At 70.8% G+C, this 26,045-nt stretch carries 22 protein-coding genes; 5 read left to right on the forward strand and 17 right to left on the reverse strand.

The features are described from left to right. Positions 1-5: 5 nt before the first annotated feature. A complete protein-coding gene (locus ACIBMZ_RS29435; protein WP_396699393.1) occupies positions 6-713 on the forward strand; it encodes an SDR family NAD(P)-dependent oxidoreductase in 708 nt (235 codons plus the stop codon). Positions 714-759: 46 nt separating this feature from the next. Here the strand turns inward: ACIBMZ_RS29435 and ACIBMZ_RS29440 are convergent, their stop codons facing one another. The 3 genes from ACIBMZ_RS29440 to ACIBMZ_RS29450 all read right to left on the reverse strand — a co-directional run bounded on the left by ACIBMZ_RS29440 (position 760) and on the right by ACIBMZ_RS29450 (position 3,090). Beyond that, positions 760-1,212 (reverse strand): nuclear transport factor 2 family protein, encoded by a 453-nt coding sequence (locus ACIBMZ_RS29440; protein ID WP_396699395.1) that lies wholly within the window; start codon positions 1,210-1,212, stop codon positions 760-762. 29 nt (positions 1,213-1,241) lie between these two features. After that, positions 1,242-2,045 carry a BTAD domain-containing putative transcriptional regulator gene (locus ACIBMZ_RS29445; RefSeq protein WP_396699397.1) on the reverse strand — a complete coding sequence of 268 codons (804 nt, stop codon included), beginning with the start codon at positions 2,043-2,045 and terminating at the stop codon, positions 1,242-1,244. A gap of 916 nt (positions 2,046-2,961) precedes the next feature. Beyond that, positions 2,962-3,090 carry a hypothetical protein gene (locus ACIBMZ_RS29450; protein ID WP_396699399.1) on the reverse strand — a complete coding sequence of 43 codons (129 nt, stop codon included), beginning with the start codon at positions 3,088-3,090 and terminating at the stop codon, positions 2,962-2,964. A gap of 244 nt (positions 3,091-3,334) precedes the next feature. Between ACIBMZ_RS29450 and ACIBMZ_RS29455 the strand changes: the two genes are divergently transcribed. Together ACIBMZ_RS29455 and ACIBMZ_RS29460 are read left to right on the forward strand one after the other, a co-directional pair. Further along, positions 3,335-3,715, forward strand: coding sequence for a hypothetical protein (locus ACIBMZ_RS29455; protein WP_396699401.1), 381 nt, complete (start codon positions 3,335-3,337; stop codon positions 3,713-3,715). A 368-nt stretch (positions 3,716-4,083) separates the two neighbouring features. Further along, positions 4,084-5,898: a tetratricopeptide repeat protein gene (locus ACIBMZ_RS29460; RefSeq protein ID WP_396699403.1), complete on the forward strand. Its 1,815-nt coding sequence runs from the start codon at positions 4,084-4,086 to the stop codon at positions 5,896-5,898. Between the two features lie 341 nt (positions 5,899-6,239). On the opposite strand, the gene ACIBMZ_RS29465 is transcribed toward ACIBMZ_RS29460, so the two are convergent. Then, the gene (locus ACIBMZ_RS29465) at positions 6,240-7,373 is read right to left on the reverse strand and encodes a hypothetical protein (protein ID WP_396699405.1); all 1,134 of its coding nucleotides are present in this window, start codon (positions 7,371-7,373) and stop codon (positions 6,240-6,242) included. A gap of 296 nt (positions 7,374-7,669) precedes the next feature. Between ACIBMZ_RS29465 and ACIBMZ_RS29470 the strand changes: the two genes are divergently transcribed. Then, complete coding sequence (locus ACIBMZ_RS29470) at positions 7,670-10,564, forward strand: tetratricopeptide repeat protein (protein WP_396699407.1); 2,895 nt, start codon at positions 7,670-7,672, stop codon at positions 10,562-10,564. 70 nt (positions 10,565-10,634) lie between these two features. On the opposite strand, the gene ACIBMZ_RS29475 is transcribed toward ACIBMZ_RS29470, so the two are convergent. The 10 genes from ACIBMZ_RS29475 to ACIBMZ_RS29520 all read right to left on the reverse strand — a co-directional run bounded on the left by ACIBMZ_RS29475 (position 10,635) and on the right by ACIBMZ_RS29520 (position 21,425). After that, positions 10,635-10,970 (reverse strand): VOC family protein, encoded by a 336-nt coding sequence (locus ACIBMZ_RS29475; protein ID WP_396699409.1) that lies wholly within the window; start codon positions 10,968-10,970, stop codon positions 10,635-10,637. Next, positions 10,967-11,950 carry an LLM class flavin-dependent oxidoreductase gene (locus tag ACIBMZ_RS29480; protein ID WP_396699411.1) on the reverse strand — a complete coding sequence of 328 codons (984 nt, stop codon included), beginning with the start codon at positions 11,948-11,950 and terminating at the stop codon, positions 10,967-10,969. Before ACIBMZ_RS29480 ends, ACIBMZ_RS29475 begins: the two co-directional genes overlap by 4 nt. A gap of 6 nt (positions 11,951-11,956) precedes the next feature. After that, positions 11,957-12,928 (reverse strand): enoyl-CoA hydratase/isomerase family protein, encoded by a 972-nt coding sequence (locus ACIBMZ_RS29485; RefSeq protein WP_350697081.1) that lies wholly within the window; start codon positions 12,926-12,928, stop codon positions 11,957-11,959. A 9-nt stretch (positions 12,929-12,937) separates the two neighbouring features. Beyond that, positions 12,938-13,936: an LLM class flavin-dependent oxidoreductase gene (locus tag ACIBMZ_RS29490; protein ID WP_396699413.1), complete on the reverse strand. Its 999-nt coding sequence runs from the start codon at positions 13,934-13,936 to the stop codon at positions 12,938-12,940. Further along, complete coding sequence (locus ACIBMZ_RS29495) at positions 13,936-15,483, reverse strand: class I adenylate-forming enzyme family protein (protein WP_396699415.1); 1,548 nt, start codon at positions 15,481-15,483, stop codon at positions 13,936-13,938. The genes ACIBMZ_RS29490 and ACIBMZ_RS29495 overlap by 1 nt, the downstream gene beginning before the upstream one ends. Beyond that, positions 15,480-16,484 (reverse strand): LLM class flavin-dependent oxidoreductase, encoded by a 1,005-nt coding sequence (locus ACIBMZ_RS29500; RefSeq protein ID WP_396699417.1) that lies wholly within the window; start codon positions 16,482-16,484, stop codon positions 15,480-15,482. The genes ACIBMZ_RS29495 and ACIBMZ_RS29500 overlap by 4 nt, the downstream gene beginning before the upstream one ends. Continuing rightward, positions 16,481-17,581: an LLM class flavin-dependent oxidoreductase gene (locus tag ACIBMZ_RS29505; RefSeq protein WP_396699419.1), complete on the reverse strand. Its 1,101-nt coding sequence runs from the start codon at positions 17,579-17,581 to the stop codon at positions 16,481-16,483. The genes ACIBMZ_RS29500 and ACIBMZ_RS29505 overlap by 4 nt, the downstream gene beginning before the upstream one ends. Before the next feature lie 81 nt (positions 17,582-17,662). After that, on the reverse strand, positions 17,663-18,682 hold the full coding sequence (locus ACIBMZ_RS29510) for an acyl-CoA dehydrogenase family protein (protein WP_396699421.1): 1,020 nt from the start codon (positions 18,680-18,682) through the stop codon (positions 17,663-17,665). Between the two features lie 13 nt (positions 18,683-18,695). Next, entirely contained in the window at positions 18,696-19,847 is a 1,152-nt protein-coding gene (locus ACIBMZ_RS29515) for an acyl-CoA dehydrogenase family protein (RefSeq protein WP_396699423.1), read from the reverse strand. Between the two features lie 30 nt (positions 19,848-19,877). Beyond that, positions 19,878-21,425 (reverse strand): AMP-binding protein, encoded by a 1,548-nt coding sequence (locus ACIBMZ_RS29520; RefSeq protein WP_396699425.1) that lies wholly within the window; start codon positions 21,423-21,425, stop codon positions 19,878-19,880. 70 nt (positions 21,426-21,495) lie between these two features. On the opposite strand from ACIBMZ_RS29520, the gene ACIBMZ_RS29525 reads away from it, so the two are divergent. Next, a complete protein-coding gene (locus tag ACIBMZ_RS29525) occupies positions 21,496-22,479 on the forward strand; it encodes an MBL fold metallo-hydrolase (RefSeq protein ID WP_396699427.1) in 984 nt (327 codons plus the stop codon). Positions 22,480-22,482: 3 nt separating this feature from the next. On the opposite strand, the gene ACIBMZ_RS29530 is transcribed toward ACIBMZ_RS29525, so the two are convergent. From ACIBMZ_RS29530 to ACIBMZ_RS29540, 3 genes are read right to left on the reverse strand one after another with little or no spacing between them, the layout of a single operon-like run. Beyond that, a complete protein-coding gene (locus tag ACIBMZ_RS29530) occupies positions 22,483-24,030 on the reverse strand; it encodes a class I adenylate-forming enzyme family protein (protein ID WP_396699429.1) in 1,548 nt (515 codons plus the stop codon). Next, complete coding sequence (locus ACIBMZ_RS29535; RefSeq protein WP_396699431.1) at positions 24,027-25,550, reverse strand: class I adenylate-forming enzyme family protein; 1,524 nt, start codon at positions 25,548-25,550, stop codon at positions 24,027-24,029. The genes ACIBMZ_RS29530 and ACIBMZ_RS29535 overlap by 4 nt, the downstream gene beginning before the upstream one ends. Then, on the reverse strand, positions 25,550-26,044 hold the full coding sequence (locus ACIBMZ_RS29540; RefSeq protein ID WP_396699433.1) for a VOC family protein: 495 nt from the start codon (positions 26,042-26,044) through the stop codon (positions 25,550-25,552). The genes ACIBMZ_RS29535 and ACIBMZ_RS29540 overlap by 1 nt, the downstream gene beginning before the upstream one ends. Position 26,045 lies beyond the last annotated feature (1 nt).

Genomic DNA, 26,045 nt, shown 5'->3' on the forward strand with positions numbered 1-26,045 from the left:
TTCTCATGGTCCTCAAGGGAAGAGTCGCGGTGGTCACCGGCGGCACCGCCGGCCTGGGCAGGGTCATCGCACGTACGCTCACCGACGCCGGGGCCACCGTGGTGTCCGCGTCGCGCGGCGCACCGGCGAGCGGTGACCGGTTCCCGGTCGACGTCACCGACCGCGCCTCGGTCGACGCGCTGGTCTCCGGCGTGCAGGACCGGTACGGCGGGCTGGACATCCTGGTCGCCAACGCCGGGATCAGCCGACCCGGTCCGCTGGTCGGCCTGCCGGTGTCGCAGTGGGACGAGGTGCTCGCCACCAACCTGACCGGCGTGCTGCACTGCGTACAGGCCGCCGCGCCGCTGCTGCGGGCCTCCGGCGCCGGGCGGGTCGTCACGGTCTCCTCGTTGCTGGCCCGGCGGCCGGTCGTGGGAGCCGGCGCGTACAGCGTGTCGAAGGCGGCGGTCGAGACGCTGACCCGGGTGCTCGCCGCCGAGCTGAGTGGCGACGGCATCACCGTGAACGCCGTCGCCCCCGGCGTCGTCGACGAGGGCATGGGTCGCCAGATCCTGGCGAACGAACGGCTCTGGGGCCGGTTGCGGGGCTCGCTGGCCTCGGGCCGGGCCGCGACCGGTGACGAGGTGGCCCGCGCGGTGCTCTTCCTCGCCTCGCCGGACAGCTCGTACGTCAACGGGCACGTGCTGCACGTCGACGGCGGCCTGGACTACTAGCCCGGATGCCTGGTGGCGGCGGCCCGGTGCGGGCCGCCGCCCCGGCTCAGGTCCCGTCATGGGCGACGTGGCGACGACGGACGAACCAGCCGTCGCCACGCCGTTCCAGGACGTCCTCGGCGGTGGTGCTGAGGTACACCCGCGCCTCACCACCGCCGCGCGAGGTCTCGAACACGGTCGCGTAGTAGCGGGTCCGTACCGTGTCCTCCCCCGCCGGCTCGGCGGTCACGCCGCCGTACCAGTGGCGACGGACGAGTCCGCGCTCGGCGATGCCGTCCATCCCCCGGCGCATCGACGCGGCGATCGCGGAGCGGCCCCGGCGCGGTTCGGGTTTGACGTTCTGGGCGAACTCGCCGTCCTCGGTGAACTGGTCCGCCCACTCCTCGGCCCGTCCCTCGTCGAGGAGTTGGAAGTGCCAGGCGTAGAACTGCAGGATCTCGGCGTACGTACGGGCGTCGATGACGGGCGGTCGGGTGCGGGCGGGCTCGGTGACCGGCATGGCTGCCTCCTTCGCGACGGTGACGAGGATCAGTTGACGAGCAGGTGGTGCACGCTGCGGTCGGCGGACGACGCGGCGGGCAGGTCCAGCGCCGGTTCGGCGCGCAGCACGGCCCGTTCCAGGCGTTGCAGTCGCCGTGACGGCTCCAGCCCGAACCGCTCGCCGAGCGTGGTGCGCAGGTGCCGCAGCACGGCCAGCGCCTCGGTGGTGCGACCACTGCGGTACAACGCCAGCGCCAGTTGGGCGCAGAGGTTCTCGTGGGTGGGGTGCCGACGTACCAGTGTGCGTAGCTCGCCCAGCAGCTCGCGGTGCCGACCGATGCGCAGGTCGGCCTCGACCCGCTCCTCCTGCACCGCGAGGTGGACCTCACGCAGACCGTCGAGACGGCCCCGCAGGATCGGGCCGGCCTGCACGTCGACCAGGGCCGGTCCGCGCCACATCTCCAACGCGGCGCGCAGCAGCCGGGCCGCCTCCGGGTGGCGACCGGCGGCGAGCGCCTCGCTGCCGTCGCCGGCCACCCGCTGGAAGTCCTCCAGGTCCAGCTCGCCCGGCTCCAGGTGCAGGGCGTAGCCGCGTTCCCGGGTGACGATGCGACCGCCGCCCGGTGGCTCCGCCTCCAGGCGCAGCACCCGGCGCAGGTTCATCACGTACGTCTGGAGTGTCGAGTGCGCGCTGTGTGGTGGTTGCTCGCCCCACAGCTCGTCGACACAGTCGTCGATGGTGACGACGGTGTTGGCGTGCAGGAGCAGGAGTGCGAGCAACTGCCGTTGCTTCGGCGCGCTGGGCAGTCGCCCCGGCATCATGGTCAACGGACCCAACACCTTGAACCGCATGTCTCCCCCTTGTCGCGCGTTGTCGCAGCGACCAGGACTATGCCGAGGAGCCCTTTCGATCCCCTTACCGCCGGACGGCCCCCAGCTCACTGACCTCCTAAAACCTACCGAAAAGATAGGCTTTACCGAGGCGCCGGGGGTGTAAGGAGGGGTCCCCTGCTATCGCCTGGTGTATAGCAGGGGACCCCTCCTTACATCCGTCCGGCCGCCGCGAGCAGCGGACTCGCCAGCATCCGACGCTGACGCTGCGCGTCGGCGACCGCGAGGCACGGGCCGGGACCATCGAGGCGGAGACGGTACTCGGCCACCACCTCGGCCCCCGGTGCGACTGACCCGGGAGGTGCCGTCCGACCCGAGGCTGCACCGGACGCTGCCGCAGGACGCGGGCCTGGTGCCGCAGCGGATGGACGACACAGGTCCCGGCCAGGACACCGTCACGGCGCTCGCCGGGGCGCGCAGCCGGGCGGACGCTTCGTCGACTTCGGTGCCGTCCACCTGGTCACCACCGGCGCACTGTCCACGCTGGGCGCACGGCCCGGTGGAGCCGGCGCGGTCGCGGCCCGTTTCCGGCCGAACCTGCTGCTCGACGCGCCCGGCGATCCCGAGCCGGGTCAGGAACTGCGCCTCGGTGACGCGTTGCTGCGGGTGCTCGTCGGTGTGTGGTGCCCGGGCTGACCCAACCGGAGGTACCCGCTGATCGGGGCGTGCTGAGCGCGCTGGCCCGGGCTATCGCGTCCCCGTGGTCGGATTGGGCCAGGCGGCCTGCTTCGGTGCCTACGCCGAGGTCGTCGAGCCGGGATGGTTGTGCGCCGGCCAACACGTGCGCTGACCGGCGCAGCAGGCCCCGAACGACAATGTGCCGCCCAGCAATAGGCGGCACATCATCAGATAGTAGTTAGACAGTAACAATAGGTTATTACGACACCCACTTCACCCACATGACGTGCAAAGTTTCGCCGAGCGCCGCCACCGACGCCACGAGATTCGGCGGGTCGGCGACAAAATCCGCCAACGCGGCGACCGCCGTAGGGATGATCATTTCCATGGGCGAAGGCTACAGAGCGATCATGGCGGGCGACGTGACGTTTCACCAGATGGGATATCTTTACCGAATTGACATAGTCAAATAACAGAAAGTAAGCAATGTCGGACAAGGTTGTTTATGTGTCAACATTTGCCATAGTCGAGAGTCCACACCAGGTGCACGGCTCACCGACCACTGGCTCACGGACGGTAGGCTGGCCGCCACAGCACTGAGACCTATCTATCTGCGACTCGGCGGGGGGCCGATGGACGATCAGCTGGTCTTGGCCGTCACCACCACGCTGGCGAGCAAGGGAGCCGAGGCTCTCGTGTCCGGAGCGCGCAGTGCGACCGGCACGCTCGTCCGCCTCGTCCGCGGTCGCTTCTGCAGTGGGACCCGGGAAGGCGATGCTCTCACCGCCGCCATGGCGCACCCGGACGACCGATCGCTCCAAGCCACCCTGGCCTCGTTCCTGGCCAGCGAGATGTCCCGTGACCCGACGTTCGACGCGGCCGTGCGGGCGGCTTGGCATCGCCTGTCGAATCAAATCGACAACAGCTCGCGACACAATGTGGTCAACAATTTCAACGGGACGGCGGAGCGAGTGGTCCAGGCACGCGACATCAAGGGGGACGTGGTCTTCTAGCCGTCGAGTCGCATGTCGTGGGCGAAAGGCATGGTCGGTTGGAATTCCCACACAACGGAATTGATCAGAGCACACCGAGCGGAACGACCAACGAGCTTTCCGGGGCGGTTATCGGGCCGAGCGTGCAGGCCGGGATCGTTCACGGTGGCATCCATTTCGCCGGCACGGGAGAATCGAGGATGGTTCCCCGACAACTTCCCGCGCCGTCGAGGCACTTCACGGACCGGACGACCGAGATAGCGGCACTGGACGATCTTCTCCGCGGGGACGGCAGGGTCGTCGTGATCTGTGGTTCCGGTGGCGTCGGGAAGTCCGCTTTGGCCCGCCAGTGGGCATACACCGTACGGAACAGGTTCACCGACGGACAGTTGCACGCCGACCTCCGTGGATTCAGCGGTGAGCCGCCGTTGGACCCCGGCGCGGCTCTCGCCGCCTTCCTGCGCGCACTGGGCGTCGCGGCAGAACGGATCCCGATGGATCTGCCGGAGCAGGCGGCGCTGTACCGGACGGTCACCGCGCACCGGTCCATCCTGGTGGTGCTCGACGACGCGTTCTCCGCGGCTCAGGTCCGCCCACTGGTGCCGGCCTCGGAGTCCGCAATGGTCGTGGTGACCAGCCGTCGACGGCTGACCGGTCTGATTCCCGACGGTGCGCGGCTGCTCGACGTGGGTCCCCTACCGACGACGGCGGCAGTGGAACTATTGGCGCGGACGGTGGGGCGACAGCGGATCGTTCGGGAGCCCGGCCCGGCCGAGGAACTGGTGCACATCTGCGCCGGGTTGCCGCTCGCGCTGGCGGTGGCCGCCGGTCGGTTGGCCGGCCGACCTCGGCTGAGCGTCCGCCGACTGGTCTCCGAGCTGACCGACGAGACCGAGCGGCTGGCGCGTCTGTCGGTGGTGGAAGGAGTGTCGATCAGAGCTATGAGCGAGGTCTCGTACCAGGCGCTGTCCCTGGAGGCGGCCACTCTGTTCCGGGGGCTGGCGTGGCATCCGGGAGCGGAGTTCGGTCTCGAACTGGTCGTCGCGGCGGCACTGACCACCGACCGCGCCCGGGTGGCCGACCTGATCGACGAACTGCTCGAGGCGAGCCTGCTGGAAGAGGTGGCCGAGGAGCGGTTCCGCTTCCACGATCTGCTGCGGCTGTACGCCCGGGAGGTGTCGGAACGGTGCGACACCCCGACGCAGCGGGACACCGTGCAGCGGGCGATGCTGGAGTTCTACCTCGCCGCCGCGCATCGCGCGGACCTCGTGGTGACCCCCTATCGTCGTCGGCTGCCGTACGCCGGTCCGCCACCGCCGGAGTGGCTTCCCGAGTTCGCCGACCGCGCCGACGCCCTCGGCTGGTTGCAGCGCGAACGCAGCAACCTGCTGGACGCCGGGCGCACCGCGTACCAGCTCGGCCACCACGAACTCGCCTGGCATCTCAGCGACGTTCTCTGGCCGCTGTTCCTCTACGTCAAGGACTACACCGATCGCCTGGAAGTCGACGAGCGGGGCCTGCAGGCCGCCCGGTCGTGGGGCAACCCGCTGGCCGAGGCGAACATGCTCAAGCGTCTGAGTCGGGTGCACAATCGGCGGGGAGACCACGGCGCGGCAGAGTCGTACGGCCGCGCCGCGGTGGACCGGTACCGCTCGGTCGGCGACGTCCAGGGCTCCGTCGACGCCGAGGAGGGCTTGGCCACCCTGTACGCGGACACCGGTCGAGCAGAGCAGGCCGTGCGGGTGTTCACCCGGGTCCTCGACGCCCGCCGTGCCCTGGCCAACCCCCGGAGTACCGGCTTGACCTGCCTCAATCTCGGCATGTCACTGACCCGGACCGGTCGGCCGGACGACGCCCTGCCCCTGCTCGCGGAGGCCGGGGAGATCTTCTCCGGACTGGCCGAGGTCGATCCCTACAACGGCGCTCGGGTGTTGCTCGGCCGCGCCGACGCGCAGCTCGGCCTGGGTGACCTCGACGGTGCGGAGCAGGCGGCGACCGAGGCAGCGCACCGGATGACCGAGCTCGGGTCCGCCAACGAGCGGGCGGAGGCACTGGACCTGCTCGGGCGTGTCGCCCAACGGCGCGGTGACCACGAGAACGCACGGCGGCACTGGGCCGAGGCGGTGGCCTTCTTCGACTCCGTCGGCTCGCCTCGCCGTGCGGAGGTGCGCGGTCGGCTCGACGGGCTCGGTGGCACCGGCTAGCAGGCTCGGCACCGTCAGGTGACGGGACACGAGGTCACCGGTGGCCCACCGATGGTGGAGTTCCCGGGCGGTGGCCGCCAGCGCGGCGATCGGCAGGCGCCGCGGGCGCCCACCTGTGGTGAGACGGTGTCGCGTCCCGGATCGGGTGTGCACCTCGACCTCGCCCGACGGAGCGTGTACGACGACGAGGGACGCTCCCGGATAGGCGTTCATCATCCGCTGCCCGACAGCGGTGAGCGTGTCCGGCCCGGCGGTGGTGAGCACGATGTCGGCGAGCCGGGCGAGCCGGGACGACGGTCGGGGCACCAGGAGTGAAACGATGACGGGATCGGGGCGATCGGTCACGGCAGGATCTCCCCGTCGACGAGACGCGGCACGGGCACCGGATCCGCCCGTCGGTGACGGCCCGGCTCGGTAAGACCGAGCAGGCGATACAGCGCGCGTCGCAGCAGCGTGCCGGTCTGCCCGGGGTGGCCGGTCAGGGCCGCCATCACCGCCCTCTGGTCGAGGGTGGTGGCCCGGCGGAGCTGCGGTAGCAACGCCTGCGCCGGGTCGAGGTGTGCGGCACCGGTGGCGACCAGGTGCTGTGGTGTCCCCGTGACGGGTGCCGCCTGCGGGCTGGTCAGCAGCAGGATCGGACGTCCGACGGCGGCAGCGTAGGCGGTGACCGAACCGTGGTCGCCGATCACGCGATCGGCGGCGACGATCAGGGCGCGCCAGTCCTGGGTCGGGTCGAGCAGGAGCAGTCCTGCCTCGCGGCAGTGCCGCAACCATGCTCTGACCTGACGGTGACCGTGGGCGTCCCAGACTGCGGGGTGCAACAGCGCGGCCACCCGGTGACGGTCGGCGGGGAGCTGCGTCATCAGCGTGGGCAACAGGTCGGGCCAGTGTCCGAACAGGCCGTCACGCCCCCAGGTCGAGCTGACCACGGTCAGCTCCTGGTGTTCGCGGACACCGAGGGCCTGCCGGTAGACGGGTCGGTACGCGAGGCTGGCGACCAGTCGGTCGACGCACGGGTCGCCGACGACGGTCGCGACGCCGAGGGCTTCGGGGCACTGATGTCGCAGCACATCCATCTCGTGTTCGTGCGAGAGGGCGAGCGCGGTCGGCAACACCCGGCCGCTGTGGGTGAGTCGCTGCCGGTCGAGCCCGTACACGGCGGTGTCGGTCAGGTGCGGCCCGCCGTACCCTCCGGGCCGCACCCGTTTGCTGCGGCCGGCGCCGTGGGCCATGACGAGCAGTGGCGTGTGTAGCTGGTGCAGCCCACCCCAGGAGGTGGCGATGCCGAGGTCGAATCGTTCCCGTGTCGCCTGCGACCAGGGCAGCGTGAGAGCGCCGAGGCGCTCCAGGTGACGGGTCAGCCGCTGGTTGAACACGTCGGGCGCGACGGTGAAGACCACCTGCACCCGGGCGTCCCCCTCGATGTGATCGATCACGTCGAGTAGCCGGTGGCAACTGGCGATCGTGTGCGCCACCGCGAGCACCGTCCGGCATCCGGCACGCGTGATCCAATGATCAGAATCGATACCAACGGGAGTGGACAACCATTCCGGCAACGTCATTTCGACCTCCTCGGGGACCCGGCTCGAGGAGGCCAGCGTCGACGGCCGACCTGCCGATCACATTGCCGACCACCTTGCAGTCCGCTTATCCGGAGCTGGGCAGTGGATTGTCCGATTTCGGACTCTGAGCAGGAGGGTTGGCCCATTCGTCGAGATGACACAGAATAAAAATCGCTGGCGATCGATCAATCCTGGCGGGGGTGGGGTCCATGGAGTTCACGATTCTGGGGCCCACAGAACTCAGGATCGGGGAACGGTCGACACCACTCGGCACCGCGAAGCAACGTGGCCTGCTCGCCGTCCTTCTCTATCACGCCGGCGATCCAGTACGGGTCGAGACCATCGTGGAACTTCTATGGCCGGAACGGGATGTCGATTCCTGTCGCACCCTGCTCTATCCGCTCGCGAGTCGACTTCGCAGCGTTCTACGTGACGCCGGTCTACCCGAGGCGCTGCAAAGAGTTCCCGGGGTGAACGCCTATCGGCTGGACGTCGAGCCGACACTCGTCGACTATCACCGGTTCCGCAGCCTCACCTCGCAGGCCCGGCGCGCTGCCGAGGAGAACCGGCACGACCGGTGTGTCTCGCTGCTCGACACCGCGCTCGGGCTGTGGCGGCACGATCCCCTTCCGGAACTTCGCGGAGCACGGTGTGAACACCTGCGGCGGGACATGCAGGAGCATCTGCTGGCCGCGCAGAAACTACTCACGTCCAGCGAACTGGCCGTCGGCGAGTACGACCGGGCGCTGGTCCGATCGGAGTACCTGGTCACGGAGAACCAGTACGACGAGGCGGTCGCCCGGCTGCGGGCCACCGCTCTGCACAGCGCCGGTCGCACCCACGACGCCCGCCAGTTCGTCGTCGCCTTCCGACGCCGCTTCCGGCGCAGGATGCGCACCGATCCGCAACTGGACCTCACCGAGTTCTCCCCGCCTGCCCCCGCAGGTCGGCAGGGCACGGCCCCGACCGGGGACGGGGCGACATCAGTGCCCCGGCAGTTGCCCTACGACGTACCGGACTTCACCGGTCACACCGAACTCCTGTCCGAGTTGGACACCCTCGCCACCGACGAGGGCACCCCGAACGTGATCGCGCTGGCCGGGATGCCGGGGGTCGGCAAGACGGCGTTCGCCACCCGCTGGGGCCACCATCGGCGGGACTGGTTTCCCGACGGTCAGCTCTATCTGAACGCCGAGGCGCACAGCCGGGTGCCACCGATGTGTCCGGAGGACGCCCTGCGGCGCTTCCTCGTCGGCCTCGGCGTACCCGCCGACCGGGTGCCGGTCGACCCGATGCAACGGGGCGAGCTGTACCACCGGCTGATGAGCGGCCGGCGGATGCTCGTCGTGCTCGACAACGTGCTCGACTCGGACCAGGCACAACAGCTCATCCCCCGGTCCGACACCAGCCTGACGATCGTGATCAGTAGAAATCGTCTCAGCGGACTCAGCGTCCGACACGGAGTCCGTAGCCTGATTGTCACGCCGCTCCCGCACGCCGACCGGCAGCACCTGCTCACCCGCATCGTCGGAGCCGAACGCGCCGCTACCGACCCCGCCGCCCTGGACACGTTGGGTCGACTCTCCGGCGGCCTCCCGATCGCACTGCGGATCATCGGCGAGCGTGTCGCCGCCCACCCTCGGGCCCCTCTCGGCGACCTGGCCGACGATCTCGCGGACCGGCTGCTCGACCTCGACGGCGACGACAGCGACGAACTAACCCTGCGTACCGTCTTCGCGTGGTCGGTCAATGCGCTCGCGCCTCTGCCGGCCCGACTGTTCCGAAGTCTCGGGCGTTTTCCCGGGGCGACCGTCGCGGCGGAGGCCGCAGCGGCGCTTCTCGGGACGAACGCCGTCGTGGCCGAGCGGGCGCTGGACCGGCTCGCCCGCGCTCATCTCGTCAACCACGACTCCGTCAGTCGGTATCGGATGCACGACCTGCTGCACCGATACGCGAGCGAACAGGACGACCGGCCCGACGGGGCACCCGACGCCACCCTGCGGCGGCTGCTCGACTGGTATCTGCTGACCGCCGTCGATGCTGTTCGGTGGTTGGAACCGCAGCGCCCGGCAGTGCCGGACCTGCCCGAGGGCGTCGGGGTCACGCCGGTCCGATTCACCACGGAGGGTGACGCGCTGCGGTGGTGTGAAGCAGAGCGGAGCAATCTGCCCGGAGTCGTCCGGGCCGCAGCCGCACAGGGCTTCTCGCGCCATGCCTGGCAGCTCGCCGACACGGTGCACGAGGTGTACGACCGCTCCGGTCCCCAGGACGACATGTGGGACATGCTGACGGTCGCGCTCGATGCCGCAACCGCCGACGGGCACCTGCGCGGCCGGGCCGGCACCCTGGCCAACCTCGGTGCCGTCCACTTCGCCAGACACAGCTACCAGCAGGCCGGTGACCTCTTCACCCAGGCGCTGGACCTCGCGGTGGAGCACGGTTTCACCGAGATCGAGCTGGCCTGTCTGCACAACCTCGGCTCGGTACATCTCCGTACCGGTCGGGTCACGACCGCCGTCGAGGTCTTTCAGCAGGTACTCTCCGCGTGCCGGGCGGTGGGCGACGTGACCGGCGAGGCGTACACCCTCTACCACCTCGGTGACGCGCACCGGCAGCTTGAGCAGTACGACCGGTCCCGTCGCCTCTTCCAGGAGGCCCTGACCCTCTGGGAGCGGGTCGGTTCGTTGCGCGGACGAAGCCTCAACCACGTACGTCTCGCCGAACTGCACGTACAGACCGGTCACCCGGAGTCCGCCCTCACGCAGGCCCAGGTCGCGCTGGGTCTACACGGCAGGGTCAACGACGAGGGCATCCGCTGCGACGCCCTCGTCGTCGCTGCCGAGGCCCGCCTGCGGCTGGGGCAACACCGCAACTGCCTGGCCGACGCCACCCTGGCCCGCGCCGTCAGCGAGGAACTGGCCGATCCGTTACGCCAGGCGCGGGCGCTCGCCGTCCTCGCGGAGGCTCTCGTGGTCACCGGGAACCATCACGTCGCGCAGGTGCGCTGCCGGGAAGCCCTCGACATCCTGGACGAGGCCGGCGAGCACGAGCAGCTCGCCGTACTCGACCGCTTGCTGGCGGTGGCCGCCACCGCCCCCGGCTGACCCGGACTCCGGCGAGGTTCCCCGACGCCGACCGGGCCGACGTCCCGGGCCGGGGCCGAACGGTAGTCGGTCAGGCGAGGCGTTGGTAGACGACGAGCGGGTTGCCGCCCGGGTCGACGACCACCGCGCGTCGCTCGTGCGGGCCCACCACGACGTCGCCCGCCGTGCCACCGGCGGCCGTCGCCTGCGCGAGGCAGGCGTCCAGGTCGTCGACCTGGATGCTGAGCAGGGTACGACCGGCGACGGGTTGCTGCGACGCGTCGGCCAGGCCGACGGTCACCGTGCCGTCGGTGAGCGCCGCGTACCGGTCGCCGTCGCGGAAGCGTACGGCCAGCCCGAGGCCGGTGTAGAAGTCGAGCTGGGCGTCCAGCTCGTCGGCGGGGACGATCACGTGTCCGATCTTCATCTGCGGAACCTCGGCATGACCTCGCGGGCGAAACGTTCGACGATCCGGATCGAGTCCTCGATGGGCAGGCCGAGCCACTGCGCGCGGAAGACGAAGTGGTTGAAACCGGCGTCGGCGAAGTCCTGGACCTTCGCCGCGATGTCGTCGGGGGACCCGAAGAAGAGGGCCCGCTCCTTGATGGCCTCCCACTGGGACTCGAAGAAGTCCATGCCGTACTGCACGTACTCGCCGTAGGAGCGACGGACCGCGTCACCGGCGAGGGCGTACGCGTCGTCGAAGGAGTCGGCCACGCAGAGGTCGCGGTGGATCGGGAAGACCGCCCCCTCCTCGCCGAAGCCGGCCGCGCGGCGCTGCTCCCGGTAGTCGGCGAGGTTGCCGACGGCCCAGTTACGGCGGACGTTGGACGGGGCGAGCCAGGGCAGGCCCTGCCGGGCGATCCGGGCGATGCCGGTGGGGCCGTTGGCGCCGACCCAGACCGGCGGGTGCGGCTGCTGGACGGGCAGCACGCTGCACCGTACGCCGTCGAGGGTGAAGTGTCGGCCCTCGTGGTGGACCGTCTCGCCGGTCCACAGCCGCTGCATCACGGCGAGCGCCTCGTTCATCCGGGAGACCCGGGTGCGCCGGTCGATGCCGAACGAGGCGAACTCCACCTCCCGGTAGCCGGCACCGATGCCCAGGACGAACCGACCGCCGGACATCTGGTCGATGGTGGCGATCTCCTCGGCCCAGTGCACCGGGTGCCCGAGCGGCAGGATGAGGATCCCGGTGCCCAGCTCCATCGTGCCGGAGTGGTCGATCAGTCGGCTCAGCAGCGGCAACGGCTGTGGGGTCCGCAGCGACGACAGGTAGTGGTGGATGCCGTAGACCGAGTCGTAGCCCAGGTCGCGGACGTGCTGGACGTACTCGACGGTCTCGCCGAGGCGTCGACCCAGGTCGTCGTCGTACGCGTACTGGTGGTCGAGCAGGACGCCGAACTTCATCGCGGCCTACTTCTCGCGGGCCCGCGAGTCGCTGAGCCGGAAGTACGGCGCGACCAGCCGGTCCCGGTCGGCCAGCGCCTGCGCGATGCCCTTCTCCCGCCGCTCCTTGAGGAAGTTCCAGTCGCCTTCCTCGAAGCTGACGTTGGTGGCCCAGCCGTGGCCGACCCACCCGGTCATCGCGCCCAGACCCTTGCCCCGGGCCTCCATCACCACCTGCATCATCGACTTGCCCATCATCAGCGAGTCGAGCGGCATCACGGCGATGGCGTCGGCGTAGTCGTCCACCCAGCGCGACAGTTCCTCGCGCTCGACGACCTTGGTGACCAGGCCCTTGCGTTCGCCCTCCTCGGCGCCGATGGCCCGCATGGTCAGCATGACGTCCTTCATCGTCGTCAGGCCGACCTTCTCGATCCAGTGGTACATGTCCTGCGGGGCCGGGCCGAGGTAGCGGAAGGCCGGGTGGGTGAACCGGGCGTCGGGGCTGGCGATGACGATGTCGGCGGAGAGCGCGATCTGGAAGTGTCCGCCGTAGCAGTAACCCTGCACCTGGCAGATGGTCGCCTTCAACGACTCGATGATCGGGCGGGTGAAGCCGGAGCTGAGCACGTTGCGGTCGGGCAGGATGCGCTGCCGCTGCGCCGGGCGACGGCGGGACGCCTTGTCGGTGCCGGTCTTGTAGCCGATGTAGTGGCCGAGTTCGGCGGCGTCGGCGCCGGTGCCGAAGTGGTCGCCCTCGCCCTTGAACACGATGACCTTCACCCGGTCGTCGGTCTCCGCCTCACGGACCAGGTCACCGACGCGCTCGAAGGCGGCGACGGGGATGGCGTTGAGCCGGTCGGGGCGGTCGAAGGTGATCGTCGCGACCGACCGCTCCTCGTCCACGTCGTACCGGACGTACGTCGCGAGGACCTCGGGGTCGACCTCCATGTTCTCGACGTCCCACTGGTCGGCGAGCAGTTCGGCTTCGGTCTTCTTCACGGCGGTTCCTTAGGGTCGGCTGGTGCGGAAGGCGGGGAACACCTCGGTGGCGAACAGCCGCAGCGAGGCGCGCAGTCGCTCGGTCGGCATGCCGAGCCACCCGGGGCGGAAGATGAGATGGTCGAAGCCGAGGTCCCGCAGGGCGGAGATGCGTTCGATCAGGAACTCCGGCGAGCCCAGCAGCAGGGTGTTGCGGACCAGGTCGTCGAAGCGGTCGCGCTGCCAGCGCAGCGCCGGGTACTCGGCGTAGGTGGAGTACTCCCGCCGGGCGTGCGGCAGCGCCTCCTCGACGGCCTGTTCGGTGGTGGGCGCGCAGTACAGCTCGACACCGACCGGCCGCTGCACGGTGGCGGGGTCGCGGCCGTACTCGGCCAGGGCCTCGTCGTAGACGGCGAGGTGCTCGGGCAGGAACCGGCGGCTCGGCGAGTTGCCCGGCGCGTACCAGGCGTCGCCGAGGCGGGCGGCGCGGCGGACGGCCTTGCGACCGCCCGCGCCGATCCAGATCGGCGGGCCGCCCGGGGTCAGCGGCCGGATGCCGATGGTGGCCTCGGCCTGTGGATAGAACTCGCCGTCGTGGGTGACCGGCGTGCCGCTCCAGAGGGCCCGGATCAGCCGCAGGCTCTCGTCGAAGCGACGGAACCGGGCCTGCGGGTCCAGACCGAAGGCGGCGAACTCGTTCTCCCGGTAGCCGGCGCCGACGCCGAGGACCACCCGGCCGCCGGAGAGGTGGTCCAGGGTCGCGAACTCCTCGGCGACGTGCACCGGATGGAACATCGGCAGCAGCAGGATGCCGGTGCCGAGGGTCATCTCGCCGGAGCGCGGGATGAGGCTGGCCAGCATCGAGATGGGCTGTGGGGTGGCCAGGTTGGACTGGAAGTGGTTGATCGTCCAGACCGAGTCGTAGCCGAGTTCGGCGGCGAGTTCCACGGTGCCGAACAGGTCGTTCAGGTGCCGGCCGAGGTCGTCGCCGTGCGGGTACTGGTGTGACGCCATGATGCCGAACTTCATCAGCTCCGACCTCCCTCGGCGGCGGGCGCCGCGACCCGGCTGGTCTTGCCGGTGGCACTGCGTTCCAGGGCGGGTACGAACTCGACGCGCCGGGGTGCCTTGAAGTGCGCCAGGCGGTCGCGGGCGAAGGCGACGATGCCCTCGGCGAGGACCGCGTCGGGGATCGAGTCGTCGGCCCGCCGGACCACCAGGGCCACCGGGATCTCGCCCAGCCGGTCGTCCGGGCGACCGAGCACCCGCACGTCGTTGACCAGGGGGTGCTCGCGGAGTTCGTCCTCGATCTCCTCGGGCCACACCTGGAAGCCGCCGCACTTGATCATGTCTCGCTTCCGACCGACCAGGAACAGCACGCCGTCGTCGTCGACGTAGCCCATGTCGCCGGTGTGCACCCAGCCGTCGCGGACCAACTCCCGGGAGGCGTCCGGGTCGTCGACGTACCCCTTGGTCAGCGCGGAGCGGACCACCACCTCGCCCTCCGCGCCGGCCGGCAGCGCGGTGCCGGCGTCGTCGCGGATCTCCAGCTCCACCCCGGGGTAGACCCGGCCGGCCGAGCCGGGCTTCCACCGGCCGGCCTTCATGTCCCGGCCGTTCCATCCGGCGATGTGCCCGGCCTCGGTCGACCCGTAGTTGACCAGGATGGGTACGTGGTAGCGCTGCTCGAAGGCGCGTCGTACCGGCCACGAGATGGCCTGCCCGGCGACCAGGACCGACTTGACGCCCTCGAACGGCAGGTCCCGTTCGGTGTGCACGATGTCGAAGACCATGGTGGGGAGGAAGAAGAAGTTGTCGAAGGCGAAGCGTCGCATCAGCGTGTCGAGGCGGTCGACGCCGAAGCGCTCCCAGACCACTGCGGCCCGGCCGACGAAGTACGCGAAGAGCAGCGAGTGCTGGCCACCGCTGTGGAACAGCGGCAGGGCGATCAGGTTGGGTCTCGCATCGGTCGCGGCGCTGCCCTCGGCGTCGGTGCCGGTGGCCACCCGCGCCATCCGCATCAGCGACTCCCGGGACCCGCCGTGGGTGACGCTGACCGCCTTGGGTCGGCCGGTGGTACCGCCGGTGAACAGGATGCACGCCTCCGCGTCCGGTGCGACGTCGACGGCGGGTACCCGGGTCGGGTGTCGCCAGGACAGCGCGGGCGCCCCGGCGACCGGTTCGGTGACCGAGCGGACCGGCAGGTCGGTGCCGGTGCGGAACTCGGCGACCACCTCGGGCCGACGGTCGTCCACGAGCAGCAGGCGCGGCGTGGTCTTGGCGACCGACTCGGCGAGTTCGGCGGCGTTGTAGAGGCTGCTGACCGTCACCGGCACCGCGCCGATCTTCCACGCGCCGAAGAGGAAGAACACGACCTCGGGGCCGTTGGTGAGGTAGCAGGCCACCCGGTCACCGGCGCCGACGCCCTCGGCGCGCAGCGCGGCGGCGACGCCACCGGAGAGCAGGTCGACCTCGTCGAAGGTCCACGACCGGCCGTCCTCGCCGTGCAGGCCCGGCACGTCGGCCCGGTCGGTGCTGCGGCCGTGCAGGATCAGGGCGAGATTCGCGCCGCTCATCGCGTCGTCTCCTCGGTGCTCGGCGTGGCGACCCGGCTGATGACCTCGGCGCCGAACCGGGCGAGTTGCTCCATCGCCTCCTCCTGGCTGGCGCCGACGAACTGGTGTCGCAGCGACACCTCGGTGATGCCGAGGTCGTTCTCCCAGCGGCGGAGCTTGTCGACGATCTCGTCGGCGGACCCGACCAGGCAGTCCTGGGCCAGGTACCGGTCCAGATCCAGCGACTGGGCCTCGTCCCACGACTTGTAGCCCGCGTACTGGCGTTGCAGGTGCGGGCGGACCGCCGCGACGGCGCTGCGGTAGCTGTCGCCGATGAACGCCTCACGACTCATCGGGTATTCGCGGACGGGGTCGAAGCCCCGGTCGGCGAGTTCGGCACGGTAGATGCCGAGGAGTCGGGCGAGTTCGGCGTCGTCGCCCTTGGGGCCGATGAGCCAGGGGGCGTCGAGCCGGGCGGCGCGTCGGATGGCGGGTTCGGCGAACGCGCCGATCCAGATCGGTGGGCCGCCGGGCTGCACCGGGCGCAGCGGCAGGTCGGCCTGTGGCACCTCGCCCCAACTGCCGGCGGCGTCGATCGTCTCGCCACGCCACAGGGCGCGCAGGATCGGGACGTACTCGCGGAGGCGGCGCAGCCGGTCCTCCCACGCCACGCCGAAGGCGGTGGTCTCCCGGCGGCGGTAGCCGGCGCCGATCCCGACGGTCAACCGTCCGCGGGTCAGCACGTCGAGGGAGGCCAGTTCCTCGGCGAGGGCGATCGGGTTGAGCAGGGGGGCCAGCAGCACCCCGAAGCCGATGCGGATCCGGCTGGTGGCGTGTCCCAGGTGACCGGCGAGCGGGATCGGCTGCACGAACGCCGACCGGGCCAGGTAGTGGTGTCCGAGGTAGACGGCGTGGAAGCCGGCCGCCTCGGCGGCGGCGGCCTGGGCCAGTACGCCGTCGATGCCCTCGGTGGCCGAGGCCGCCGGGTCGAACTGGGCGCTGAGGAAGCAGCTGATCCTCACCCGACGACCGCCTGGGCGGCGGCGGGCGCGCTCACCTGGTCGTCGGTGGCGGCGGTGGCGCGGAAGTGCGGGATGACCTTCGCGGCGAACTCCTCCATCGACTTGAGCGCGGCCTTGCGGTCCAGCGACGGGATCCGCAGCCAGCCGATGTAGTGGTTGATGCCGAGTTGTTCGCGCAGCATCTCGATGGTCTCGATGACGCGCTGCGCGGAGCCGAAGTTGCCGCCGTGGGTGAGGGTCTGCTCCAGGGTCAGCAGTTCGATGTTCTTGGCGACCGCCGCGTAGTAGGCGCGTTCCTTGTCGATGGCCTCCTCCGAGCCGGGGATGACCTTGCCGACGGACTTGTAGTAGTTGAGGGCGGCCTGCGCGGCGGCACGCAGTCCCTCGCTGCCGTCACCGCACCAGACCTGCTGCATGAAGGGCAGGTCGTAGGTGCTGATGTCGAATCCGTTCTCCCGCATGCTCTGCCGGTAGAGGTCGAAGTTGCGCTGCATCACGCCCAACGGGGTGAAGTTCGGCGAGGTGATGATCGATTCGCCCAGGGCGCCGCGTTCGCGGAAGCTGTCCGGGGAGACGGTGCCCTGCAGGATCGGCGGCCCGCCGGGCGTGTACGGCCGGGGGTAGGTCGTGACGTTGTCGTACTGGAAGATCTTGCCGTGGTAGGAGAAGTTCTCCTGCGACAGGGCGAGTCGCAACACCTCCAGCGTCTCCTGGTAGCGCTGCTTCGACTCCTCCAGTGGAATGCCGAAGCCGGCGAACTCGGCGGGCTGGTAGCCGCGGCCGACGCCGATGGAGACCCGGCCTCCGCTGAGTACGTCGAGGGCGGCGATGTCCTCGGCCAGCCGCAGCGGGTGGTGCAGCGGCAGCACGAGGACGGCGGTGCCGATGGTGATCTGTCGGGTCCGCTCGGCGACGGCCATGCCGAAGTTCACCGGGCTGCCGAGGATGCCGTACTTCGAGAAGTGGTGCTCGGCCAGCCAGATCGAGTCGAACCCGAGCTCGTCGGCCAACTGGATCTCGTCGAGGGTCTCTCGCAGCACCTGGTGATCGGATGTGCCGTCACTCACCGGGAACAGGTTCATGATTCCGAACTTCACGGCTTCTCCTCGTTTATTCCGACCAGCCGGTATGTTACCGCCGTGGTATCCGGCCTGCAAGGGTTTCGCAGGTCAGTGGGGTTACGACGAACGTCGGGTGGCGATGCGCAGCTCGCCGACACGGCGGCGGTGCCAGGAACCGCGGCCGAACCGGGCGTCGAGCACCATCGCCCGGCGCAGGTACAGGTGCGGCACCGCCTCCATGGTGATGCCCATGCCTCCGTGCACCTGGATGCACCGCTCGGCGGCGAACACCGCCGCCGCCCCGGCCGCCGCCTTGGCCGCGTGCACCTGGATCTCCGCGTCCGGTCGTCCGTTGTCGACCGCCCAGGCGGCGTAGAGGGTCAGGTCCCAGGCGGCCTTGCGGGCCGTGGCCGCCTCGGCGAGCTGGAAGGCGACGCCCTGGAACGAGCCGATCACCCGTCCGAACTGCTGACGGGTACGCGCCTGCTCGGCGGCCAGCTCGATCGCGCCCTGCGCGACCCCGCAGAGTTCGGCGGCGACCACCAGCGTGGCACGGGCCGCCCCGGTGCCGGCCGGCACGATGTCCTGCGGATCGGGCAGCGTGACGTCGGACAGCGGCACGGAGGGGTCGACCGACTCACGCGCGGTCACCTCGACCGGCCGGGTGGTCCACACCCCGTCGGTGGCGCCCAACGCGACCACCGCGTCCGCCTGCGCCGCGTACGGCACCAGCGTGCGTACCGGCGTCCGGGTCGACACCTGGTCGGCCCGCGCGGTGTGCCCCGGGACGTCCACCGCCGGGGTCAGCACCCGACTGCCGTCGAGCACGTCGTCCGGCAGCGGCGTACCGTGCCCCCTGCCGCAGAGCAGTTGCACCGCCGCGGCGTGCGCCGGGAACCGGCTCGCGACGAGCCGCTCGCCGAGCGCCTCGACGGCGACGAGCAGGTCGATCAGGCTCGACCCGATGCCGCCGACCTGCTCCGGCACCCCGAGGAGCCCGAAGTCCCGCAGGAGGGTCGCGTCACCGACGGGGGCCTGCCAGTGCGTCGGCAGCCCGCCGGTGGCCCGTTCCGACTCGGCCAACGCGCCGACGGTCTTGGCGATGTCCTGCTGTTCCTGGGTGAAAGTTGCCCGCACGCGATGACTCCGCTCAGCGTGAGCGGGGCAGGTTCAGCACCCGCTCCGCCAGGATCGATTTCTGGACCTCCTCCGTGCCGCCCTCGATGGTGTGGGCACGGGCGCGCAGGTAGCGGCGCATCCGGGCGGCGGCGCCGTCGCCGTCGAGCAGCACGCCGCCCCCGTCGTCGAGTTGCACGGCGAGACGGTTGGCGCGCTGCACCACCCCGGCCCAGAGGCTCTTGAGGGCCGAGGTCTCCGGCCCGGGCACTCCCCCGGCGCGGCTCTCGCCGAGCATCCGCATCGACCCGATCCGCACCGCCTCGGCGTCGCACTGCAACGCGCCGACCGCGTCGACGAAGGCGTTGTCGTCGGCGACCCCGCGCGCGATCCCGAGGTCGACGACCCGGTCCACCGCCTGGCGGGCCCACACCCACAGGTTCAGCGCCATGCTGCCGCGCTCGAAGGCGAGCGTGGTCAGGGCCACCCGCCAGCCGTTGCCGACCCCGCCGAGCACGTCGGCGTCGGGGACGAAGACGTCGTCGAGGAACATCTCGTTGAACTCGGTGTCCCCGTTGATCATCGTCAGCGGCCGGACGGTGAACCCGTCCATCGGGGCGAGGAAGTAGGTGATCCCCTGGTGCTTGGGCGCGTCGGCGTCGGTGCGGGCGAGCAGCAGACACCGGGACGCGTTGTGCGCGTTCGACGTCCAGATCTTGGCGCCGTTGATCAGCCAGCCGCCGTCCACCTTCGTCGCGGCGGTCCGCAGGCCGGCCAGGTCGGATCCGGCGCCGGGCTCGCTGAAGCCCTGGCACCAGTACTCCTCGCCGCGCAGGATGCCGGGCAGGTGCCGGGCCTGCTGTTCGTCGGTGCCGTGCGCGATGACGGTCGGTCCGGCGAGCATCATGCCGACCCCGTTGAGCGGGTACGGCGCTCCGCGCACCGCGGCCTCCTCGTTGAAGATGGCCTGCGCCAACGAGTCCAGTCCCCGACCACCGTGCGCGACCGGCCAGGACAGGCCGGCCCAGTTGCCGGCGCAGAGCCGGTCCTGCCACACCCGCGACCAGTGCTCGCGCTCGTCCTGCGACAACTCCTCCTGGTCGGGGACGTCGCGCAGCGCCTCGTCCAGCCAGGTGCCGACCTCGCGCCGGAACGCCAGGTCGGACGCGCTGTCATCGAAGTCCATCCGTCCCTCCCCTCGTGTCGTGCCGCCCGGTCACGCGGTCACCTCACGGGGACGCCGCAGCCGGGCCTTGTAGAGCTTGCCGTTGGGATCGCGCGGCAGCGCGTCGCGCACCAGGTAGGAGACCGGGCGCTTCGGCTTGGCCAGTCGGTCGGCGAGGTAGCGGCGCAGTTCGTCGACGGCGGCGTCACCGTCGGGTGCGTCGTCGCGCAGGACGACGTGCGCCTGCGGCACCTCACCGAACTCCGGGTCGGGTACGCCGATGACCCCGGCGTCGGCGACCCACTCGTGGGCCAGCAGCGCCGCCTCGATCTCGGCCGGGTAGACGTTCACGCCGCCGACCAGGATCAGTTCGGAAGCCCGGCCGGTGATGTAGAGGAAGCCGTCGGCGTCGACGTGGCCGACGTCCCAGACGGTCATCAGGCCGTCGCGGCGGGCGCCCTCGGTCTTGCCGGGATCGTTGTGGTACTCGACCCGGTCCTCGCCCTGACGCATGTAGACGATGCCGGTCTGTCCCACCGGCACCTCCTCGCCCTGCTCGTCGAGGATCCGCAGGGTGGAGATGGACGCCGGCCGCCCGACCGTGCCGGGGTGGGCCAGCCACTCGTGCGGGCGGGCGATGGTGGTGCCGACCTCGGTGGAGCCGTAGTACTCGTAGACCACCGGCCCGAACCAGTCCATGATCCGCTGCTTGACCTCCAGCGGGCAGGGTGCCGCGCCGTGCAGTACGTAGCGCAGCGAGGAGACGTCGTAGTCGTCGCGTACCGACTCGGGCAGTTGCAGCAGTCGGTAGAAGTGCGTCGGCACCATGCTGGTGCCGGTGACCCGCTGTTCCTGGACGCGCCGCAGGAAGCCCTCCGGCGTCCAGCCGTCCATCAGCACCATCGTGCCGCCGGCGTGCAGGGCGCCCATCGCCGGGGTGATGTTGGCGGAGTGGTACATCGGCGCGGAGACCAGCCAGGACGCGAAGGCCGGACGCTCCATCCCGAACTCGGCGAACAGCCAGCGGTAGGTCAGCGCTCCGGCATCGGCGTCGATGCCGCTCAGCGGTCGCTTGACGCCCTTGGGGCGGCCGGTGGTGCCCGAGGTGTACATCATCAGCGACCCTGCGGGGACCTGCTCCGGACTCACCGCCGGCATGTCGGCGGTGAGCGCCGACAGCGGCCGGGCCCGGTCGGTCTGCGGCGTGCCGTCGACGAAGACCTGGATGCCGGGGGCGGCCTCGGCGGCGGAGACGACGACCTGCTCGACACGCGCGGACCCGACCACCACCTTGGCGCCGCTGTCGGCCAGGATGTACGCGATCTCCGGCTCGGTGAGGTGGTAGTTGAGCGTGACCAGGTACAGGCCGGACTGCATCGCCGCGAGGTAGAGCGCGATCATCCCGGCGCTGTTGGTCATGACCGCGGCCACCGTGTCGCCGACCTCCAGCCCGGCCCGGGTACGCAGGCCGTGCGAGATCCGGTTCACCTCGGCGAACAGGTCCCCGTAGGAGATCCGACGGTCGTCGTGGGTGACGACCGCGCACAGGTCGGGTGCTGCGGTCGCCCACAGCCGAAAGCCGGTCCGCTCCTCGCTCATCGGACTCCTTGAGTTAAATTCCGACCATCCGGTATGTTGTGTTGTCCCACCGTAAGGGAGCCGAGCGACGATGTCCATACCCGCGATCGACGCCCACGCCGCCAGCTACCGCGCCCGTGAGGTGCCCACCCCCGCCCAGGTCGTGGACGGTGTCTGGGCCGTGCCCGTGCCCCTGCCCGGAAGCGCCCTGCGCTACGTGACGGTCTACCTCCTGCACACCGCCGACGGGCTCGTCCTCGTTGACGCCGGCTACGACCACCCGGTCTGCTGGCGCGCGTTCGCGCAGTCCGTGGAGTCCCTCGGGCACCGGGTCGAGGCGATCGGCACCGTCCTGCTCACCCACAACCACCCCGACCACGTCGGCTTCGCCACCCGGCTCCAGACGGTCGCCGGGGCCCGGATCGTGATCGGCCGCCCCGACGACTTCGCCACCATGCACCGCACCCGGGGCACGTTCCTCGCCCAACTGCGCGCCGCGCTCGACCTCACCGGAGCCCCCACCGACGTGGTCGAGTCGATGTACGCCGACGCCGTCGACGTCGCCGTGCACCACGAGAACCTGCGGCCGGACGTGACCGTCACCGACGAGACCGAGTTCCGCTTCGGCGACGTGACCGTGCGCGCCGTACCCACCCCGGGGCACACCTACGGGCACACCGTCTATCTCGACACCCGGGGCCTGGTCTTCACCGGCGACACCATGATGGCCGAGGGACCCACCCAACTCGCGATCGTCAGCCGCCCCGAGGACGACCCGGCCGCCGACCTGTTCGGCAGCCTGGCCCGCATCCGGGCGCTCGACGCGGCGGTGGCCTGCCCGGCCCACCAGTTCCCCTACCGCGACGTCGCCGCCCGGGTCGACGAGCTGAGCGCGTACCACCGCGACGAGGTCGACGCGGTGCGGGACCTGACCACGGTCGGCGACGACGCGTGGACGCTGGCCCGGCGGATGACCTGGCAGAAGCCGTGGGAGGAACTGGGTCGGGGCACCCGCCGCTTCCACCTCGTGCACGCCCTCGCCCTGCTGCGGACGGCGACCGGCCCCGGCCGGTGACGCTCAGCCGGGCCGCGGGTCGCCGTACGTCCAGTCCGGCCGCAACGTCGGGCGCAGCTCCCGCAGACTGCGCTTGAGTACCTTGCCCGACGGGTTGGTGGGCAACTCGGTCACCAGGTAGACCTCCTTGGGCACCTTGAACCCGCCGAGCCGCTCCCGGGCGTACGCGATCAGCTCCTCGGCGTCCAGCCCCGGGCGGCTTACCACGAACGCCACCGGCACCTCCAGCCACACCGGGTGCGGTGCCGCCACCACCGAGACGGCCAGGACCAGCGGATGCCCGGCCAGGACGTTCTCGATCTCGGCACTGGACATGTTCTCCCCGCCGCTGCGGATCATGTCCTTGAGGCGGTCCCGGATGTAGAGGTAGCCGTCGGCGTCGAAGCAGCCCACGTCGCCGGTGTGGAACCAGCCGTCGCGGAACGCGGCACGGGTCGCCTCCGGGTCGTCGAGATAGCCGGGGCTCACCTTCGGCCCGCGCGCGATCACCTCGCCGTTCTCCCCCACCGGCACGTCGTCGCCGTTCGAGTCCACCACCCGCACCTGCACCCACGGGGCGGGAATACCGACGGAGCCCTGCTTGCTCTGCGCGTGGGCGGCGTCCAGGTAGGTCAGCCCGCTGCACGTCTCGGTGAGCCCGTACCCCTCGATCAGCCGCGCGTTCGGGAACAGCGTGCGCGCCACCGCGTACAGGGCCGCGCTCACCTGGGAGTAGATGACCCAGCGCACCGAGGACAGGTCGGCGTCCGCCGTCTCGCGCCGGAGCATGTCGAGCATCGTCGCGGCCATCACCATCCCGGTGATCCGTTCCGTGTCGATCGCCGCCAGCACGGCCGCCGGGGCGAAGCGGCGCTGGAGCACCATGCAGCCGCCGACGTGCCAGATGCCGTACCCGGGCAGGTCGGTGCCGCCGACGTGATAGAGCGGCGCGAAGTTGAGCACCTGGTCGCCCGGCCCCAGCCCGAGTTCGACGATCTGGGCGTGCATGTTCATGTTCACGTTGCCGTGGGTGAGCAGCACGCCCTTGGGCAGGCTGGTCGTGCCGGAGGTGTAGACGATCCGTTGCAGGGCGTCCGGATCGAGGTCGGCGTCGGGCACCCGGGCGCCACGGTGGGCCTCGATCAGCCCCCGCAGGTCGGTCCAGCCGTCGCCGATCGGTTCCAGCGCGAACCGGCGTACCTGCGGCAGGCGTGCGGTGGCCAGGTCGGTCAGCCCGGCGAACTCGGGGACGGTCGCGACCGCGCACACGTCGGCGTGCGCGAGCAGCCGCTCGATCTCGCCCGGCGTCAGCCGGTAGTTCAGCGGCACGAACACCGCACCGAGTTTCGCCGCCGCCAGCGACAGGATGAGGAACTCGGGCACGTTGTTCGCCACGATCGCGATCCGGTCGTCCCGGCCCAGCCCCTCGGCGGCGAGACCGGCCGCGAGCGCGTTGACGTCCTCGTCGAGCTGCCGGTGGGTCCAGCGCCGGCCCTCGAACACCAGCGCGTCGTCGTCGCCGAAGCGCCGCGCGTTGCGGCCCAGCATGGCGGCGAGGTTGGCGGTGCTCACCGGGCCGCCTCGATCTCGCGCAGCCCCTTCTTGAGCACCTTGCCGGAGTCGTTGCGCGGCAGCGCGGTGACCACCTGCACGTACTTCGGGACCTTGTAGCGGGCCAGCTCGGCCCGGCAGTGCCCGCGCAGATCCTCACCGGTGACGGTCGCGCCGTCGCGCAGGATGACGAACGCCTTCGGCACCTCGTCCCACGTCGGGTCCGGTACGCCGATGACGGCGACCTCGGCGACGTCGGAATGCTGCGCGAGGACCCGTTCGATCTCGGCGCTGGCGATGTTCTCCCCGCCGGACTTGATCAGGTCGGCGCGCCGGTCGACGAACCACAGGTAGCCGTCGGCGTCGATCCGGCCCACGTCGCCGGTGAGGAACCAGCCGTCGCGGCGGGTCCGTCGGTTGGCCTCGTCGTCGTTCCAGTAGCCGGGCGAGACCTTCTCGCCCCGGACCACGATCTCGCCCTCCACGCCCGGGGGCACCGGCTGGAACCGCTCGTCGACGATCTCGATCCGCACGCCGGGGAACGGTGCACCGAGCGCGCCGAGCTTGCTCTGCTCGTGGGCAGCGTCGAGGTAGCATGCGCCGTTGCACAGCTCGGTCATGCCGAACGTGTCGACCAGCCGCACGTGCGGCAGCCGCCGTTTCACCTCCTGCCGCACGCTCGGCGCGACCCCGGCGAACAGCAGGTAGCGCAGGGACCGCAGGTCCGGCGGCTCGGGAAGGTCGAGCAGTCCGAAGAGGATCTGGGCGGCCAGGACCATGCCGGTGACGCGTTCCTCGGCGGCGACGCGGGCGATGTCCGCCGCCTTGAACGTCGGCGTCAGCACCATCGTCGCGCCCGCCACGAAGGTGGCCAGGCCGGGTGCCTCCAGACCGCTGACGTGGAACAGCGGCGCGGAGACCAGGATCCGGTCCTGCGGGGTGAGTTCCAGTTCGAGCAGTTGGGCGAGGTGGTTGGCGGTCAGGTTGCCGTAGGTGTGGACGACGCCCTTGGGACGGGCCGTGGTGCCCGACGTGTAGAGCAGCCGGTGCACGTCGCCGGGCTCCTTGGCCGCGTCCGGGACCCGGACACCCGCCGGTTGCCCGGTCAGCAGCACGGCCAGCCGCCGGGCGTCGCCGACCACCCGGTCGCCGTTGGCCACGGCGGTCCGCAGGCCGGTACCGGCCAGCAGCCGGCCCGCGTCGTCGGCGAAGTCGTCGTCGTAGAGCAGCGCGGTGATGCCGGCCTGGTCGATGACGTACGCCTGCTCGTTCGGGTGCAGCCGCCAGTTCAACGGGACCGACACCGCGCCGATCCGGCTCAGCGCGAGCAGTTCGAGGACGTACGTGGCGGTGTTGCGCCCCAGCACGCCGACCAGTTCACCGGGGCGCAGCCCGGCCGCGAGCAGCGCCGCCGCGTGCCGGTCGACGTCGGCGTCCAGCTCGGCGTACGTCCACCGGGCCGCACCGTCGACCAGGGCCTCCCGGTCGGCGCGGCGCAGGGCCTGCCGGCGCAGCGTCAGCGAGAAGTTGCTGCCGGCCATCAGCCGTCCGCCTCCCGCCGCCGGGCGAGGATCTCCTCCCGCGACGGCAGCGACACGAACTCCAACAGGTTGCCGTCGAGGTCGCGGGCCGCGAACGCGGTGATGTACCCGTAGTTGTCCAGCAGCACCCGGTTGGGCGGGGTCAGGCACTCGGCGCCCAGCGCGACCAGCCGGGCGTGCAGCTCCTCCATCTCGTCCACCGGCACCGCGAAGCTGAGCAGGAAGGTACCCAGTTCCAGGTGCCCGCCGGTGGCGGTCCGGGTCGGGGTGCCGTTCCACTCGATGAGTTCGAGCTGGCCGATCTGGCTCGGCCCCTGGAGGTACTGCACCCGGCCGGTGGTGCCGGCGGGCAGCCCCAGCGACACCTCGATGCCCGGCCCGCCGACGTCGGTACGCAGCGTCCGGCGGTAACCGAGCGCCTGCTCGTAGAAGTCGGCGGCCCGGTCGACGTCGGAGACGGTCACCGCCACGTGGTGCACTTCGCTGACCGGCATG

Source organism: Micromonospora sp. NPDC049900, from assembly GCF_044461025.1.
Classification (GTDB): domain Bacteria; phylum Actinomycetota; class Actinomycetes; order Mycobacteriales; family Micromonosporaceae; genus Micromonospora.